The 19,106-nt window shown below is 59.3% G+C and carries 8 protein-coding genes; 5 read left to right on the top strand and 3 right to left on the bottom strand.

The genetic code is table 11. The features are described from left to right. Positions 1–69: 69 nt before the first annotated feature. The 3 genes from AB4O08_RS00440 to AB4O08_RS00430 form a co-directional block, all read right to left on the bottom strand. The gene (locus AB4O08_RS00440; protein ID WP_460143650.1) at positions 70–6,471 is read right to left on the bottom strand and encodes a hypothetical protein; all 6,402 of its coding nucleotides are present in this window, start codon (positions 6,469–6,471) and stop codon (positions 70–72) included. A 123-nt stretch (positions 6,472–6,594) separates the two neighbouring features. Continuing rightward, positions 6,595–7,542 (bottom strand): AraC family transcriptional regulator, encoded by a 948-nt coding sequence (locus AB4O08_RS00435; protein WP_021491766.1) that lies wholly within the window; start codon positions 7,540–7,542, stop codon positions 6,595–6,597. Between the two features lie 72 nt (positions 7,543–7,614). Continuing rightward, positions 7,615–8,904, bottom strand: a complete 1,290-nt coding sequence (locus tag AB4O08_RS00430) for a glycosyltransferase (RefSeq protein WP_042571564.1) — start codon at positions 8,902–8,904, stop codon at positions 7,615–7,617. 158 nt (positions 8,905–9,062) lie between these two features. Between AB4O08_RS00430 and tpx the strand changes: the two genes are divergently transcribed. The 5 genes from tpx to AB4O08_RS00405 all read left to right on the top strand — a co-directional run bounded on the left by tpx (position 9,063) and on the right by AB4O08_RS00405 (position 18,843). Next, entirely contained in the window at positions 9,063–9,563 is a 501-nt protein-coding gene (gene tpx / locus AB4O08_RS00425; RefSeq protein WP_010210749.1) for a thiol peroxidase, read from the top strand. A gap of 232 nt (positions 9,564–9,795) precedes the next feature. Beyond that, a complete protein-coding gene (locus AB4O08_RS00420) occupies positions 9,796–11,097 on the top strand; it encodes an MdtA/MuxA family multidrug efflux RND transporter periplasmic adaptor subunit (RefSeq protein WP_010210748.1) in 1,302 nt (433 codons plus the stop codon). Beyond that, a complete protein-coding gene (locus tag AB4O08_RS00415) occupies positions 11,094–14,195 on the top strand; it encodes an MdtB/MuxB family multidrug efflux RND transporter permease subunit (RefSeq protein WP_010210746.1) in 3,102 nt (1,033 codons plus the stop codon). The genes AB4O08_RS00420 and AB4O08_RS00415 overlap by 4 nt, the downstream gene beginning before the upstream one ends. Next, positions 14,192–17,299, top strand: coding sequence for an efflux RND transporter permease subunit (locus AB4O08_RS00410; protein WP_460114626.1), 3,108 nt, complete (start codon positions 14,192–14,194; stop codon positions 17,297–17,299). The genes AB4O08_RS00415 and AB4O08_RS00410 overlap by 4 nt, the downstream gene beginning before the upstream one ends. Continuing rightward, entirely contained in the window at positions 17,296–18,843 is a 1,548-nt protein-coding gene (locus AB4O08_RS00405; protein ID WP_460114625.1) for an efflux transporter outer membrane subunit, read from the top strand. Before AB4O08_RS00410 ends, AB4O08_RS00405 begins: the two co-directional genes overlap by 4 nt. The last annotated feature ends 263 nt before the right edge of the window (positions 18,844–19,106 follow it).

Genomic DNA, 19,106 nt, shown 5'->3' with positions numbered 1-19,106 from the left:
ATAGGCCCGGCAGTCCTGGGCAAAAAGCGCTGCAATCGGACTGCGTACACTTTTCGCCCGGCGAGGCGGTCAGGGGTTGATATAGCCGTGAGGATAGGGGGTCTTCGGTTTCGCGATAAGGGCATCCATCCAATTTTTATCCAGTGGGCTTATAGGCGTGTTGCCCTCCACTATTTTTATGCCATCACGCTCCCACTGAGTCATGACCTCTTTCAGTTTTTGCGTGTACTCCCGAGCGGGGCTGGCAATACCGGCCCACGGGTCGACAACCCAGGCATCCGCCCACTCGGGTTCCGAGAAGTCGACTGTTCCTGCAGGTATTGCGGACGGGCCGCCTACCACGGTAAATGCATGAGCGTCTGAGGCTTTCCATTCGTAGGCATTGCCACCGCTCTTTTTGATGATGTCCCTCGACAGCAGGGCCATTTCTCCGCAATTGCCGGCGCCGGCTTTCAAAATTATGTCAGAGCGATTCCGCGCACTGCTGGGAATGCTTCGACGCAACCATTCGACGGTCTGGTTGGCGGCGTCTGCGCGCGCAATATCCGATGCTGAGCGTATCTGATTGCCTGGGCCTAGCCCGGTGGCCGTCATGGAACGGGTCACCGTGTCTTTTACCTGCTGCGCCAGGAATTTGTTCTGCTGCTCGGCTGTTAAGGTCGAGAAGTTCGCGGGAGTTGTCAAAGCGGTTACTCGATTTGGCTTCAGGGCGATATTCGTCTTGCCAATCGCTTCGCTACGTTGCAATTGATAGAGCACCTCGCGCTGTTGCTCCTTCGTCATGTTTTTAACGAAGGCCCCTAACTCATCGACATCTTTTTTCTGGTAACCCGACCGCTTGAGTTCTGCCAGCGCCGAGTCCAGTTTGGGCAGGGCGATGAATTCGGCATCCAGTGGTGTTCTGGACACGCCTTGGCGGATGCTGAATTTATTCCGATAACCATTGACGAGCGATATGTCGTTGGGTGTGGTTTTAAAGAATTTGAGTTCGCCGGATGACGCTGTATTCAGCTTTGCGTAATAAAACTGTGCGGTGTCCGCCTCGATCACCAGGTATTTTTGGGAGTCCCCAGGCGTTCGACCGTTAACAATGACCGCACGAACTTCGCGCTTGTCGTCACTTATATCGCTGATGCTGTTGAGCTTGATAACACGCGTTTCCTGGTTCAGTGCTTCGTTGGTTTGGCCAACGTAAAAGCCAAACTGTGGATCCTGTTTGATGCTGCCGGTTATCAGCGATTTGTAGGTGATGGGCTGGTTGTTCAGGGTCGGGTGAAGGTGTGGCCCTGTCTCGCTATCAATTACTTTGTAGCGGCGTCGTTCGAAGACGACAAATTGATCCTTTCTCAGAAATTTCGTCGGCGAGGGGAACAAGCGAACATGCTCGAGCGCTTGCAACTCCTGGGTCAATTCGTTGGGCGTGTTCTCAACGATTTTGGAGAAGCAGGTGTCATTGGTGCCGCGTTTGGCTCTGCCGCCGACGGACGGTGCCTCACAGATCGCCTCGAAATTATCCAAGGGCCTAAAGTGGTCGGCCGACTCCAAGTCCGTGAGCACATTGGGATTTTTGACGTCGTAACGGTATACCTTGCCCTCATTGACCAGGTCGAAGCCCTTGGCGCGGGGGAGGGTGTACGCATCGGTGGCCAGGGGCTTTTCAGTGACCAGGGCTTGAGTGCCGCTGGAGAACGTCTCCTTACGCAGAGGGGCTGAGGTATCCGAGATAAAACCTTCCAAGGCCGGGCCATAAGCCGCCTGTGTCCTGGCGTCGTAGGCGTACCAATTACCGTCTTGGAATACCGTGCTGACCTTGACTTGGTTGTGGGTGCCGGAACGTATGACCCTGCCCTCGGCCATATCTGCCGTTTGCGCTGCAAGGTGGCTTTCCTGCATTCGGCTCAATGCGTTGATCGAATTCGAGGTGCTGGCGGCAGTTATATCCTTGAGAGCAATGTCCTCGGCTTCATCTGCGCCAAACTTTTCGACAAACTTGGCAGAGACCTTGGCCGTCGCCCACGCAGCACCTGTTTTTGCTAGCGTCCATATTTTCCCAGCGCCTTCGGTAGCCACATAGAGCGCGATATCAACGAGCAGGTCACCTGCTGCTTTGGCGTATTCACCGTGATAAAGATCTTCAAGGCTGCTGCTGCCTGGAATGGCACGTAAGAGGCCTTTGAAGAAGTCGCTGGGTTCTACGCCATGTTCAACTGCATTGTGCAATCCACGGTGGCTACCGACAAAAGTACTTTTGCGCAGGTAGACCGTGTCAACCAGCACCTTGGCGAGGTCCTCCATTCTGTTGCTGTCGTAAACGGAAGATGCGTCACTTGCACTGCGTTCAAGGAAGCGCCTTTCACGTAACTCAGGGCGTTTGTCACCGTCTGTGGTCTCGTTGAGGATAAATTGTTCGCTTTCCCTTAATACAACATCGCAGGTGACGCCCTGTTTGGGCTCCGTGCCGTTTTTGAGCGCATCCATGTCGAGAGCCACGCTGACTTTTTTGTCTAGCGGCGTTGATGGATCAATGTCGGGAATTCTGACTATTTGCCCGGTTGCCGGATAGACCGCGAAATCCCGCCTCACGCCTTCGTAAACGGACGTGATGATGATGCCACTGGCGGTCCCTTCCACTTGCAGAAGTTCCACCGTTCCAAAGTTAAGGCTATTGCGCTCCTCCAACGGCAACTTGCTGAGCATGTCTTTGAACAGGGAAATCGTATGGCGCCTGCGCGGGGTGAAGTCTTCCTGGATGGCGTTGTCGAATTGCGCGTTGATATCTGGCAACTCGTGTGCTTTTTTGCGCAGGTCTTCGACGTTCAGGCCTGGTTGTTGTGTACTCCAACTTTCACCCAGGCGGCCAGCCTCATAGACCTCGACGATGCTTGCGTTAATACCGGAAAAGATCCCGCCCGCCACCTTTTCCCATAGAACCGGCCTCTCAAAATCGATGCTTGCGCCAAACTTTTCTTTCAATGCCGCCAGGGCCATGGCCCTTCTGCTTGGGGGGGCGACGGTTCGCAGGTAACGTTTGGCTTGCGAGGTCTCATTGATCTGAGTATTGAGTTTTTCCTGGCTGTCGTTCAGCTGCTCGAGGCTATATTCGTCGTTGTTGTTTTTCCCAAGATGGTTATTGATGACGGCCCAATCAATCACTGGGTTCAGTTGGGCGACGGCCTGCAGGCGGTTTTCCTCTGCTGAAATGGGCTTGATGTTATGAAAGTCCATGACTTGCTGGTAAGTCATGTTCGCGCTGGCACCGGCGGCTATCAGTTCGATTCGATTTACCGCACTTGAAAAGTTGACCCATTCTGGGGAACCAAGCTTCAACGTCGACGGTAGGTCTTTGACCAGCAAATGTGGCGCTGCACCGGACATCAATAGGCGGGTGACTGCCGGACGAAGGTGGGTCGGGACCTGTTGGGTATCAGCCAAATGTTGGCTTAAAAGCTCACTGAGCTTGCCAGCGCCTAAGCCCCAGTTCGCAGGCCACATGAAGTCGAAACCTGCAACGCGATTGCGCTGGGTGCCGGCCGTTGGATCAAGCGCTAGCACAAGCGCGGTCAATAGCCATTGCTTTAGGCTGGTTGGGGTAGCAGCGCCCTTCATTGCGGTTTGCAAGTGTGTGGCGAGCTCCAGGGCGATGTCACTGGAGAGGAGCTGTTGCAGTGCCTGATCAGGGTCGCTGCTCAGGTTGGAAACCCCGGAACTCAAGAAGCTGAGAAGGGTGCTGTGGTTTCCAATAGACGTTTTGACGAGCTCACCCACCGCGCTGCGTTGCTCAGCACTCAACGGTAAGTCAGTGGACAAGAAGCCCCATTGGTTGCCCAGGGCAGGTGCCTGCGGGATCTGGGTTTGCAACGCCTGTAACAAATTATCGACCTGTGCGGCCGACGTGGCGCCATACCAGCCGTGGTCTGACAGAAACTTCTGGAGTGTCGTGGTGCCCTTGGGCTGGTGGCTAGAGTCCGGATCCACCGTAAAGCGGGTTGTGGCGTCGTTATCAACATTCCCGAATTTAAGCTGATGAATCAGCGCATGCCTGTCATTGCTGTCGCCTAACGCGATTTTGCGCTGGTTCAACCAGCTCACGATTTTCCCTGGGTTTTCAGGTGGCGTTGGAAATGCCAATGTTCGGCCCATCAGCTCCGTATGGCGTGTGAACGCCTCGCTGTCGTAGTCGGTACTGATGGAATAAAAATTGGCCAACCATTCAAAGGATGCGCTGCTGTCGTTGGCCTGAGCCAGCGTGATCGGTTTTCCATGTGCGGTGAATGCCTCGGCAGCGGTCAACACTGGGGTGAGTACGTCAAAATGCTGTTCCGGGTATCTTTTCGTAAAATCAGTGGCTGTAAAGCGTTGCTCAACGCCGTTGACCTTACCGATCAGTGCGCGGTCCGTTGGGTCAAAGCGCAAGGTACTTAGGTCGATGCCCTGTTTCGCGGCCCACTCGGTAAAGCCGCTGCTTTTCAGGGCTTTGTCCAAGTAAGCGCGCCATTGTCCGAACAGGCTGTTGGCCGGGACCGGCTCAACCTTTTTTGAGGCAGGGGGCGTCGGGTCGCTCTTGAGCTCAAGCATCACGCGATGCGCAGTGCCGACCAGTTCGCCTTCGGCGCGTGCCAGGATGTCTTCTGGGGTGTCGAGGTCTGGTGCCGCGTTTACGGGCGGTGCGCGGTCGCTCTGTGGCACATTGACCTTGGCTGCCGCCGCCAGGGTTTCAAGCGGCGAAAGGTTCATTGGCTTCCCAGTGAGCTGTGAGATGACGGCTTGCTGCACCTCGCGCACGCTGAGCGAGCGGGCATCGTCAGTGGGTGTACCCACCAATGCCTTGAAGCCGTCGACTTGGGTGATTTCGGCACTTCTGCGCAGACTCCCTTCGCGCGCTCTTCGCGCCCAGCCAGGGTTAGGAGCGTCATTTTGAGGCGGTCCTTCTTCCGCGTAAAAACGCAGCACCTCTGAAACCTCTGCAGAGTGTGCACTCGGGTAGAAGACGTAATCGCCTGAGCCTGTCGCCATACGTTCTACCGCCAGTTGTACTTGCGGCCAGACCTCGGACCAACCGGAGAGGTCGTTCAACACGAAGGTGGTTTCGACGCCATTGACTGTGCCTTTTAAGGTCCCGTCCGCCGCATTGATCCGGACGCTCGACACTTCAAGATTTTTTTCCTGTGCGAACGCTGTAAAAGCAACGCCGTTCAGCACATCCTTAAGGTTGTTACGTACCAGGTTGAAGGTCGAATATTCGGGCAGTTCTTCAATCTTGATCCCAAACAACTTGCCCATCGCTTGGCTGCTCAGGCGGGCCAGGGCCTGATCGGCGTCCTTGATCTTTTGTGCCACCGATGCGGGCTCGAAACCGGCCAGTAGTCGGTTCAACTGAGGCGGTGGCAGGTTTGCGACCTGTTGTTTTGCCTCTCTTTGGCGCTGTTGGACTGGGGCGTATTGAGCCGCGTAGTAGGTATCGGTGTTACTTATCGAATGGAAGTTTCTCTCTTTCATCAGCCAGTCGATCGCTATCAGCGTGTCGTCGCTGTTGTAGCGGGGCGCGCGCTCCAGATAAAAGCTTGCGACATCCTCCGCGGGTGCATGCTCGCGGTCGTGGAACGTGATGTCCCCGCGCATTTTTCTTGCCGCAGTCAAAACCGCAGATGAAGCGGCGGCCCATTCAGGATTTTGTGCCAAAGAGAAGCTGAAGGTTTGATTGTTCCTCTGGCCGGTCAGGTCTCCATTGGCCTTAATGACAAGACTGGAAATATCAATGCCTTTGGTTTGGGCAAAGGTTTTGAAAGGCACCGCGTCGAGCGCGTCAGCCAGTTCGTTCCAGGCGAGGCCGAACGTTGAGCTGGGCGGTACAGCAATTGGGACTGCACGAGCAGGGTTGTATGGGATTGCATCCACCCGAATGCGGATCAAATAATTGGCAAAATTAATCGCCAGTTGGCTGTCGCTGTCTTCAACCAGAGCATTGGCGAACTGCTGGATCGAGGTGTTACCCGCGTTTTGCGCAGGGTGGGCGTTTTGCAGTTCTCGGCGAACTCGAGAAAAACCAATGCCGTTGTTGGGCATGGCACGCGCCGGGCTTTGGAGTATGTCGTCAATCAGTTGGGTGTAGGTTTTTTGCGGATTGAGCGCGCTCGGCTGGTTCAGGAGCCGTTCGACTTCGTTGTGCAGTGCTCTTTCGTCTGTGAGTGTCTCACCGGCGCCTTGTATCAATTGACTGATCTGTTCGGCCAGACTTGGCTGCTCGTCGGTCACCGTGTATCTGAGCAGGTCAAGTATTCGCTGCGGGGCGTGTTTCGGCATATCGACTGCGTATTCGGGCTGCGGGCGGTCTCTATGCCTGTTTTGACGAGCCTGAAAAAGTCTGATGACGTTGGAGGCCACCGAATGTTCATCGGCTGCGTGCAGGCTTTGTAGTGTGGGGGCCGTGGGCGTAATAGAGGTGGCCAAGCGAACGCGGTGAACGCCAGTCATAAGTGGAGGGCCTTATATCTGTGTGTGAACATACGCCATCCAACGAATGAAAAAGAAGCGTTGGGCGTGTGTTCACTAAGTGGCTTGGCACTTCGTAAGGTTCCATTGCGTGAAGGCCACGGTTTAAGGCCCTGATCTGTAGCCGTTTGCTGGTGTCGTAAGGTGCTGGCCGCGGTTTTCTTCGGTGAGCCGTTGCACTGCCAGGCGTCGGTAGTGGGAGGGTGTCATGCCCTTGAGTTGCTGAAAGCGCCGGTTGAAGTTGGAGATGTTATTGAAGCCCGACTCGAAGCACACATCGGTCACGGCCTTGTCGCCGTCTGCCAGCAATTCGCATGATTTGCTGATGCGCAACCGGTTCACAAATTCGATAAACGTGCGCCCGGTGGCCTGTTTGAATACCCGGGAGAAATAGGTGGGTTTCATTCCTAGATATTCCGCCACTTCCTCCAGCGGCAACTCACGGGCGTAATGGGCGAAAATGTAGTCCACCGCGCGGTTGGTGCGGTCGATGCTGTGCTCGTCGGCCAGCTGCGGCGTGGTGGCACCCGACAGCAACTGGTAGTCCTCACACGCACTCAAGGCTTCCAGCAGGATAAAGAAGTGCCCCAGGCGCGCCATGCCCTGGGCGTCCTCGATGCGTTGCATCAAGGTCATTGCCTGGTTAATCGTGCGTTTGCAGCGAAACTCGATACCGTACTGCGCACGCTCCAGCAGCGGCGCCAGGGTCTTGAGTTCGGCGAAGATCTGGCTGCCACCTTCAAACAGCTCATCGGTGAAATTCACCAGCATGTCGCGTTTGGGCACCACCTCGTCTTCCTCCACTTGGCTGATCCAGTTGTGGGGCAGGTTGGGACCGGTGAGAAACAGGCTTTCCGGGTAGAAGTTACCGATGTAGTCGCCGATGAACACCTTGCCGGAGCTGGCGACGATCAGGTGCAGCTCGTATTCCTTGTGGAAGTGCCAGCGCACCAGCGGGCAGGGGAAGCCGTGCTGGCGATAGATGATGGACAGGCCGTTGTGGTCGTCCATCAGCTCGTAGGAAGGGTCGGTGATTCGCGTTGCTCGGGTCATGCTGCCGTCGCTTTATTGTGGTTGCTGCCTTGGATAATGCCCCCTCGCACGCGACCTCGCCAGCACTCGTGTTTATACGATGCGGTTTTTCGCCTCGATCCACTGGGACATGTATTGCGTACTTTTATGGGCGTGATGGCGCAGCATGCTGCCGGTGAAGTTGTCCCGGCGATGGGCATTCAGATGGCTGCGGCACTGTTCCAGGCAGGCCACCAGCGCCGGGCCATGCATGGCCTGGTCATAGCGGCGGGCGAGCAGTTGGCGGCCATTTTCTTGGGCCAGGGTCCAGCGTTCGCGGTTCTGGTAGAGCGCCACGGCAGCCGCCGCCAAGGCAGGTGCGCTGTGTTCGATCATGCCCGGCCACGGCTGTTCATCACCCATGGCCTCGGCGCCGATAGGCGTGGTGACGTTCGGCGTGCCGCAGAGCATCGCGTCCGCCAGTTTGCCCTTGATGCCGGCGCCGAAGCGCAGGGGCGCCAGGCAGATACGCGCGGCGGTCATCACCTGCAAGGCATCTTCGGCCCAGTTCATGACATGAAAACCCTGCGTCGGGTTATGCAAGGCGGTGGCTTTGGGCGGGGTGTAGGCGCCATAGATGTGCAACTGCGCCCCCGGCAACTGCTGGCGGATCAGCGGCCACAGGCTGTTTTTCATCCAGAGCACCGCATCCCAGTTGGGCGCGTGGCGGAAGTTGCCGATGCTGAGAAAGTGCGCGCGGTCTTCAAACGGCGCGAAGGCTTCGGTCGGCGGCTCCACCATCAGCGGGCACCAGTGGAGCAGGGCGGGTGGCACCTTGAAGTGCTCGGTGAGCAGGCGGATTTCCACGTCGGAAATCATCAGGCTGATGTCGCAACGGTAGATGGCCGCGATCTCGCGCTTGGCCAGGTCGGTATCGGCCATCAGTGTGAACTCTGCCTGCAGTGCCGGGGAGAACAAGGCACTGAAGTCGTCGCTGTCGGGGTGCGCCTTCAAGTGATCCTTGAACCGCTGGTGACGTGCGTCGCGCAGGCTCTGCAAGTCGGAGGTTTCCAGCACGCGCAGGGCGCTTGGGCAGCATTTCTCGACGCGCCAGCCGAACTGTTCTTCCATCATGAAACGGTCGAACAACACGATATCCGGGGCCAGATCGCGGATAAAATCATCGAAACTGCTGTTATTGAGCTCGATGGCGCACTCGGCGATACCCAGGGCAGGCAAATCGGCCTTGTGTTCGCCAATCGTCGCTGGGCTGCTGAAGGTGATGTCCCAACCTTGTGCAAGAAAGCTTTCAAGGATCTGCATCATATGCCCGCCTGCGGCCGAGGAGCGGGGTTCCGGCCAGACGTATCCAATGACCAGGACTTTGGTGGCAGGGGCATTCATCGACATCGTTTTCCTTGAAGGGCTGGGCGCAAAGCGCGCAATTAAACCATAACCGAAGGCATGACAATTTATCGCTGGCGGTAGGTAGACGCCGTAGTTTGTGGTTAACTTCGACCTCTCGAATTCGTTAAACCCACATCAGCATAAGGATTCCGTTCATGGCTCAAGTCACCCTTCGTGGTAACCCTGTCCAGGTTGAAGGCGAATTGCCGAAAACCGGTTCCACCGCTCCTGAGTTCAGCCTTGTTGCTGTCGACCTGTCGCAAGCGTCCCTGGAAACCTTCGCCGGCAAGCGTAAGGTCCTGAACATCTTCCCAAGCGTTGACACCCCGACCTGCGCCACTTCGGTGCGCAAGTTCAACGCCCAGGCCAACGACCTGAGCAACACGGTCGTGCTGTGCATTTCCTCTGACCTGCCGTTTGCCCAGAAGCGTTTCTGCGGCACTGAAGGCCTGGACAATGTGCTGAGCCTGTCGGACTTCCGCAACGCCGACTTCGCAGTGGACTACGGCGTTTCGCTGGCTGACGGCCCGCTGCAAGGCCTGACCGCCCGCGCCGTGGTGGTGCTGGACGAAAACAACAACGTGCTGCACAGCGAACTGGTGCCTGAAATCGGCCAAGAGCCTAACTACGAAGCAGCCCTGGCTGTTTTGAAGTAACTGTTTCGGTACGTTACTGTCGTTTTGCAGTAACACGCGTGATGCAAGATTGCGGCCTGGCCTAGTCCAGGCCGTTTTTATTTGTAGCTCAGATGCTTAGCGAAACCGCCGTAGGACTAAGTCGCATAAGTTAAAAGTTGTAAGCCCAAGGTAAATAGCCGGTAAAGGCGCTTTTCTAAATGCGCCCCAGTGCTTATCTTTCAGCCTCCCCAAGAAGAAGCTCTCGCGCCCAATGGTTGATCACTCCATGCAATCCTCCCCCCGTAAGTCCCGCCGCTGGCTGTTCGGCCTGCTTGTGTTGCTGGTTATCGCCGGCCTGTGCTGGAAATTTTGGCCCGGCAGCCATAAAGACGGCGCCGAGAAGCCCGCGGGGCATGCCGGCAAAACGGGGATGATGCGCCCAGGCTTCGGTGGATCCACCGGCCCGGTGCCAGTGCGTGTGGCGCCTGCGGTGCTGGGCGAGTTTCCGGTGTACTACAAGGCGTTGGGCACGGTCACCGCACTCAACACCATCAATGTGCGCAGCCGGGTGGGCGGCGAGCTGGTGAAGATCGCCTTTGAAGAAGGGCAAATGGTCAAGGCTGGGGATCTGCTCGCCGAGATCGACCCGCGCAGCTACCAGAACGCCTTGCTCCAGGCCCAGGGCACGCTGATGCAGAATCAGGCCCAGTTGAAAAACGCCCAGGTCGACGTGCAACGTTACCGCGACCTGTATGCCCAGGACAGTATTGCCAAGCAGACCCTGGACACCGCTGAAGCGCTGGTTTTGCAATACCAGGGTACGGTCAAGACCAACCAGGGTGCGGTGGATGACGCCAAGCTCAACCTCGAATTCACCAAGATCCGCGCGCCCATAAGCGGCCGTGTCGGCCTGCGTCAAGTGGACGTCGGCAACCTGGTGGCGGCCAACGACACCACGTTCCTGGCCGTGATCACCCAGACCCAGCCGATCAGCGTGGCCTTCACGCTGCCGGAAAACACCCTGGAAACCGTGCTCACCCGCTACCACGCCGGCAACAAGCTGCCGGTGGAAGCCTGGGACCGTGGTGATGTGAAGCAACAGGCCGTGGGTGTGCTGCAAAGCCTGGACAACCAGATCGACGTGACCACCGGTACCCTGAAATTCAAGGCACGCTTCGATAACAAGGACCAGGCGCTGTTCCCCAATCAGTTCGTCAATGTGCACCTGCTGGCCGATACCTTGCACAACGTAGTGCTGGCGCCGTCGGCGGCGATCCAGTTCGGCAACACCGGTACCTTCGTCTACGTGCTCGACGGTGACAAGAAGGTCAAGGTGCAGCCCCTGGTGGTGGGTGATACCGACGGCGACAACACCGTGATCAAAGAAGGCCTCAAAGCCGGCGACCGCGTGGTCCTGGAAGGTACCGACCGCCTCAAGGACGGCAGCGAGATCGAAGTGGTGAACGACAGCAGCGAAGTGCCGACCACCCCGACCGAACACCTGCAAGGCAAGCCAGCGGCGAAAGGGGAGACCGGCACCACCGCCGGCAAGGCGCAAAAGGTCGGTTCATGAACCTGTCGCGGCTGTTTATCCTTCGCCCGGTCGCCACCACGCTGAGCATGCTGGCCATTGTTCTGGCCGGCATCATCGCGTACCGCTTGCTGCCGGTGTCGGCCTTGCCCCAGGTGGATTACCCGACCATCCGGGTGATGACCCTGTACCCCGGCGCGAGCCCGGACGTGATGACGAGTGCGGTCACCGCGCCGCTGGAACGCCAGTTCGGGCAAATGCCGGGCCTCACGCAGATGGCCTCCACCAGCTCCGGCGGTGCGTCGGTGCTGACCCTGCGTTTCAACCTCGACATCAATATGGATGTCGCCGAGCAACAAGTGCAGGCCGCGATCAACGCTGCCACCAACCTGCTGCCCAAGGACTTGCCGGCGCCGCCGGTGTACAACAAGGTCAACCCGGCGGATACCCCGGTGCTGACCCTTGCGATCACTTCCAAGACCATGCTGCTGCCCAAGCTCAATGACCTGGTCGATACGCGCATGGCGCAGAAAATCGCGCAGATCAGCGGCGTCGGCATGGTCAGCATCGCCGGCGGCCAGCGCCAGGCCGTGCGCATCAAGGTCAACCCCGAAGCCCTGGCAGCCAATGGCTTGAACCTGTCGGACGTGCGCACGCTGATCGCGGCGTCCAACGTCAATCAGCCCAAGGGTAACTTCGACGGCCCAACGCGGGTGTCGATGCTCGACGCCAACGACCAGTTGGTCTCGCCCCAGCAATACGCCGAACTGATCCTCGCCTACAACAATGGCGCGCCGCTGCGCCTCAAGGACGTGGCGCAGATCGTCGACGGCGCCGAAAACGAACGCCTCGCCGCCTGGGCCAACCAAAACCAGGCCGTGCTGCTGAATATCCAGCGCCAGCCAGGGGCCAACGTGATCGAGGTGGTGGACCGCATCAAGGCGCTGCTGCCGAGCATCACCGACAACCTGCCGGCCGGCCTCGATGTGACGGTGCTCACCGACCGCACCCAGACCATCCGCGCCTCGGTAAAAGACGTACAGCATGAATTGCTCATCGCCATTGCCCTGGTGGTGATGGTGACCTTCCTGTTCCTGCGCCGGGTCAGCGCCACGCTCATTCCGTCCATTGCCGTACCGCTGTCCCTGGTGGGCACCTTTGGCGTGATGTACCTGGCGGGGTTCTCCATCAACAACCTGACGCTGATGGCATTGACCATCGCCACCGGGTTTGTGGTGGACGATGCCATCGTGATGCTGGAGAACATTTCCCGTTACATCGAAGAAGGCGAGACCCCGCTGGCCGCCGCACTCAAGGGCGCCAAGCAGATCGGCTTCACCCTGATTTCCCTGACCCTGTCGCTGATCGCGGTGCTGATTCCCCTGCTGTTCATGGCTGACGTGGTGGGGCGCTTGTTCCGTGAGTTCGCCATCACCCTCGCGGTGGCGATCCTGATTTCCCTGGTGGTGTCGCTGACCCTCACGCCAATGATGTGCGCACGCTTGCTCAAGCGCGAACCCAAGGAAGAAGAACAAAGCCGTTTCTACAAGGCCAGCGGCGCCTGGATCGATTGGTTGATCGCGCGTTACGGCAGCATGTTGCAGTGGGTGCTCAAGCACCAGCCGCTGACCCTGCTGGTCGCCATCGCCACCCTGGGCCTGACCGTGGTGCTGTACCTGGTGGTGCCCAAGGGCTTCTTTCCGGTGCAGGACACCGGGGTGATCCAGGGTATTTCCGAAGCGCCGCAGTCAATTTCCTTCGCCGCTATGAGCCAGCGCCAGCAGGAATTGGCCAAGATCATCCTGGCCGATCCGGCAGTGGAAAGCCTGTCTTCCTACATTGGCGTGGACGGCGATAACGCGACCCTCAACAGCGGGCGCCTGCTGATCAACCTCAAGGCCCACGGCCAGCGCGATTTGAGCGCTGCCCAGGTGATCACGCGTTTGCAGCCGGAAATCGATAGGCTGGTGGGTATCCGCCTGTTCATGCAGCCGGTGCAGGACCTGACCATTGAAGACCGCGTCAGCCGCACCCAGTACCAGTTCAGCATGTCCTCACCCGATGCCGAGTTGCTGGCGTTGTGGAGCGACAAGCTGGTGCACGCGTTGAGCCAGTTGCCCGAACTCACCGACGTTGCCAGCGACCTGCAGGACAAGGGTTTGCAGGTGTACCTGGTGATCGATCGCGATGCGGCTTCGCGCCTGGGCGTCAGCGTGTCGACCATCACCGACGCATTGTATGACGCGTTCGGCCAGCGGCAGATTTCCACCATCTACACCCAGGCCAGCCAGTACCGTGTGGTATTGCAGGCCCAGTCCGGCGAAACCCTGGGGCCGGAGGCGCTGAACCAGATCCATGTGAAAACCACCGATGGTGGCCAGGTGCGCCTGTCCAGCCTGGCCCATGTGGAACAGCGTCAGGCCCAATTGGCGATAGCGCATATCGGCCAGTTCCCGGCAGTGATGATGTCGTTCAACCTGGCCCCCGGCGTTGCGCTGGGCAAAGGGGTGGAACTGATCAACCAGACCCAGAAAGACATTGGCATGCCGGTGGGCGTGCAGACCCAGTTCCAGGGCGCGGCCCAGGCCTTCGAAGCCTCGTTGTCGAGTACCTTGTTGTTGATCCTGGCGGCGGTGGTCACCATGTACATCGTGTTGGGCGTGCTCTACGAGAGCTATATCCATCCGATCACCATTCTCTCGACCTTGCCGTCGGCGGCCGTGGGCGCCTTGCTGGCGTTGCTGCTCAGTGGCAATGACCTGGGCATGATCGCGATCATCGGCATTATCTTGCTGATCGGTATCGTCAAGAAGAACGCGATCATGATGATCGACTTTGCCCTCGACGCCGAACGCAACCAGGGCCTCGACCCGCAGACCGCGATCTACCAGGCGGCACTGCTGCGCTTTCGGCCGATCCTGATGACCACCCTGGCTGCGCTGTTTGGCGCGGTGCCGTTGATGCTCGCCACGGGATCCGGTGCCGAATTGCGTCAACCCTTGGGCTTGGTGATGGTCGGTGGTCTGCTGGTCAGCCAGGTGCTGACCCTGTTCACCACGCCGGTGATCTACCTGTACTTCGATCGCCTTGGCCGTCGCTGGCGTAAAGAGCCGCAAAGCCTGGAGCCGGTTGAGTCATGAACCTGTCCGGACCTTTCATCCGTCGGCCGGTAGCGACCATGCTGCTGAGCCTGGCGATCATGTTGCTGGGCGGTGTCAGCTTCAACCTGCTGCCGGTGTCGCCGCTGCCGCAGATCGACTTCCCGGTAATCGTTGTATCGGCGAGTTTGCCCGGGGCCAGCCCTGAGGTGATGGCGTCTACCGTGGCCACGCCGCTGGAGCGCTCGTTTGGCTCGATTGCCGGCATTACCACCATGAGCAGCTCGTCGAGCCAGGGCTCTACTCGGGTAATCCTCGCATTTGACTCCGACCGTGATATCAACGGCGCAGCGCGGGAAGTGCAGGCGGCAATCAACGCCTCGCGCAACCTGCTGCCCAGCGGTATGCGCAGCATGCCGACCTACAAAAAGATCAACCCGTCCCAGGCGCCGATCATGGTGCTGTCGCTGACCTCGGACGTGCTGCAGAAGGGCCAGCTGTACGACCTGGCCTCGACCATCCTTTCGCAAAGCCTGTCCCAGGTGCCCGGTGTGGGCGAAGTGCAGATTGGCGGCAGTTCGTTGCCGGCAGTGCGCATCGAGCTGGAGCCCAAGGCCCTCGACCAGTACGGCGTGGCCCTCGACGACGTGCGCAACACCATCGCCAACGCCAATCAGCGCCGGCCCAAAGGTTCACTGGAGGACAGCCAGCGCAACTGGCAGATCCAGGCCAACGACCAGTTGGAAAAGGCCAAGGACTACGAGCCGCTGCTGATTCGCTACCAGAATGGCGCGGCGTTGCGCCTTGGCGATGTGGCCAAGATCAGCGACGGCGTCGAAGACCGCTACAACAGCGGCTTCTTCAATAACGAACCGGCGGTGCTGCTGGTGATCAACCGCCAGTCTGGCGCCAACATCATCGAGACGGTCAGGCAGATCAAGGCGCAGCTGCCGGCGTTGCAGGCGGTGTTGCCGTCCAGCGTCAAGCTGAGCCTGGCGATGGACCGTTCGCCGGTGATCACCGCCACGTTGCACGAAGCCGAAATGACCTTGCTGATAGCCGTCGGGCTGGTGATCCTGGTGGTGTACCTGTTCCTGGGTAACTTCCGCGCCTCGCTGATTCCTACCTTGGCGGTGCCGGTGTCGCTGGTGGGTACCTTTGCGGTGATGTACCTGTACGGTTTTTCGTTGAACAACTTTTCGTTGATGGCGTTGATCCTGGCCACCGGCCTGGTGGTGGACGATGCCATCGTGGTGCTGGAGAACATTTCCCGGCATATCGACGAGGGTGTGCCGCCGATGAAGGCCGCGTACCTGGGGGCCCAGGAAGTCGGCTTTACCTTGCTGTCGATGAACGTGTCGCTGGTGGCGGTGTTCCTGTCCATCCTGTTTATGGGCGGGATCGTCACCAATCTGTTTCGCGAGTTTTCCATCACCTTGTCGGCGGCGATCATTGTGTCGCTGATCATCTCGCTGACCCTGACCCCCATGCTCTGCGCACGCTGGCTCAAGCCCCATGTCAAAGGCCAGATGACCGGTTTGCAGCGCTGGAGCCAGAAGATCAACGACCGCATGGTCGCAGGCTACGCCACCAGCCTGGACTGGGTGCTGCGCCATCGTCGCCTGACCCTGCTCAGCCTGTTGCTGACCATCGGCCTGAATGTGGCGCTGTACGTGGTGGTGCCGAAAACCTTCATGCCGCAGCAGGACACCGGCCAGTTGATCGGTTTTGTTCGCGGCGACGATGGGCTGTCGTTCAGCGTGATGCAGCCGAAAATGGAAACCTTCCGCAAGGCGGTGCTCAAGGACCCGGCGGTGCTCAGCGTGGCCGGCTTCATCGGCGGCAACAACGGCACCAACAATGCGGTGATGCTGGTGCGTCTGAAGCCCATCAGCGAGCGCAAGATTTCCGCCCAGGCGGTGATCGAGCGCCTGCGCAAGGACGTGCCGCTGGTGCCGGGCGGGCGGCTGTTCCTGATGGCCGACCAGGACCTGCAATTCGGCGGTAGCCGCGACCAGACCAGCGCCCAGTATTCCTACATCCTGCAAAGCGGCGACTTGGCGGCACTGCGGCTGTGGTACCCGAAAGTGGTGGCCGCCTTGCGCGAGCTGCCGGAACTCACCGCCATCGACGCCCGCGAAGGCCGGGGTGCGGCGCAGGTCACGCTGATTGTCGACCGTGACCAGGCCAAGCGCCTGGGCATCGACATGGACATGGTCACGGCGGTGCTCAACAACGCCTACAGCCAGCGGCAGATTTCCACCATCTACGACAGCCTCAACCAGTACCAGGTGGTGATGGAGGTCAATCCTAGATACGCCCAGGACCCGATCACACTTAATCAAATGCAGGTGATCACTGCCGATGGCGCGCGGGTGCCGTTATCGACCATTGCCCACTATGAGAACAGCCTGGCCGACGATCGCGTCAGCCACGAAGGCCAGTTCGCCTCGGAAAACATCGCCTTTGACATGGCCCCCGGGGTGACGGTGGAGCAGGGTACGGCCGCCATCGAGCGGGCGATTGCCAAGGTCGGGTTGCCGGAAGACGTGATCGCCAAGATGGCCGGCACCGCCGATGCCTTCGCGGCCACGCAGAAGGGCCAGCCGTTCATGATCCTGGGGGCGTTGGTGGCGGTGTACCTGGTGCTGGGTATTCTGTATGAGAGCTACATTCACCCGCTGACGATTCTTTCGACCTTGCCGTCAGCCGGCGTCGGCGCGATGCTCGCGATTTACCTGACCGGTGGCGAGTTCAGTCTGATCTCCCTGCTGGGGCTGTTCCTGCTGATCGGCGTGGTGAAGAAAAACGCGATCCTGATGATCGACCTGGCCTTGCAGCTGGAGCGCCACGACGGCATGAGCCCGCTGGAGTCGATTCGCAGTGCCTGCCTGCTGCGTTTGCGGCCGATCCTGATGACCACTATGGCAGCCATCCTCGGTGCGTTGCCGTTGCTGCTGGGCGCGGGCGATGGCGCGGAAATGCGTCGCCCCTTGGGCCTGACCATTATCGGCGGCCTGGTGTTCAGCCAGATCCTGACCCTCTACACCACCCCGGTGGTTTACCTCTATCTCGACCGCGCGCGCCATCGCTTCAACGCCTGGCGCGGCGTGCGTACCGATGCTGCCCTGGACACTGCGCTATGACCGATTCAACCAACGCCAATGCACCGCAGTCCCCTGTAGGCGCCGGCTTGCTGGCGAAAAACTCACCGTCACCGCGTACGTTCAGGCTGTGCGCGTTTTCGTTGACGACCTTCGCGAGCAAGCTCGCTCCTACAATGGGATTGGCGTTGTTGCTCAGTGCTTGCGCTATTGGCCCCGACTACCAGCGCCCGGAAGTCGTGGAACCGGCGCAGTTCAAGGAAGCCCAGGGCTGGCGTCAGGCTACCCCTAGTGACTCCCTGGCCCGTGGCGCCTGGTGGGAACTGTACGGCGACCGCCAGCTCAACGACTTGGTGATGCGCCTGAACACGGCCAACCAGACCGTGGCCCAGGCCGAGGCGCGCTTCCGCCAGGCCCAGGCGCTGGCGCGCAGTTCCCGTGGCGCTTTTTACCCCACCGTTGACCTTAGCGTGGGGAAAACCCGCGCCAGTCAGGGCACCGGCAGCAGCAACGCGAGCCTGAGCAGTTCCAGCAGCGGCATTCGCGACACCCTCAATGCCCAGTTGGGCGTGAGCTGGGAAGCGGATATCTGGGGCAAATTGCGTCGCGGCCTGGAAGCCAACGAAGCCAGCGCCGAAGCCAGCTCGGCGGACCTGGCGGCGATGCGCCTGAGCCAGCAATCGGAACTGGTGCAAAGTTACCTGCAACTGCGCGTCATGGATGAACAGACGCGCTTGCTGCAAGCCACGCTGGAGACCTATCAACGCTCCCTGCAAATGACTGAAAACCAGTACCGTGCCGGGGTCTCCGGCAAGGACGCGGTGGCCCAGGCACAAACCCAGCTCAAGACCACCCAGGCCAGCCTGATCGACCTGATCTGGCAGCGTGCCCAATTGGAAAACGCGATTGCCGTGTTGATCGGCGAGGCTCCGGCCAACTTCAACCTGGCGGTGAGCAAGGACATCCCGGCACTGCCGCAGATTCCGGTGAGCCTGCCGTCGCAATTGCTGGAACGCCGTCCGGACATCGCCTCGGCCGAACGCTCGGTGATCGCCGCCAACGCCAATATCGGTGTCGCCAAGGCGGCCTACTACCCGGACCTGAGCCTGAGCTTGGCCGGCGGCTACTCCAGCAGTACCTACGCCGACTGGATCAGCCTGCCGAATCGCTTCTGGTCGGTGGGGCCGAAACTCGCCATGACCCTGTTTGACGGTGGCCAGCGTTCGGCGGAAGTCGATCGTACCGTGGCCTCCTATGATGAGACGGTGGCCAAGTACCGCCAGACCGTGCTGGATGGTTTCCGCGAAGTGGAAAACTACATGGTGCAGCTCAAGGTGCTGGAAGACGAGGCGGTGGTCAGCAACGAAGCGCTGGAGGCCGCACGTGAATCGCTGCGCCTGACCCAGAATCAGTACAAGGCCGGCCTGATTGCCTACCTGGACGTAGTCACCGTGCAAGCCACGGCCTTGAGCAACGAACGCACGGTGCTGACCTTGCTGCAGACGCGCCTGGTCGCCAGCGTGCAATTGATCGCCGCATTGGGCGGCGGTTGGGACGGGCAGACACCGATCGCGGACAAAAAATAAACATAAACCGAGCCATTGTGGGAGCGGGCTTGCTCGCGAATGCGGAGTGTCAGTCACTGAACATTTGACTGATTCACTGCCTTCGCGAGCAAGCCCGCTCCCACATTCGGCCGCAACTGACCCTCGGATTCGAGTAGCTGTTGAGCCATATGATTGACGTCAAAATGCCACTAATGGCGCTCTGATAATTAATCAACTGTTCAATAATTATTCTCGCTACAATCGCCCGCTTTGCCACCTGGTACGGGCGTCTTAGTCCCGTT

This window comes from Pseudomonas sp. H3_E07 (assembly GCF_054668895.1).
This window is presented reverse-complemented; position numbering and strand designations above follow the sequence as displayed.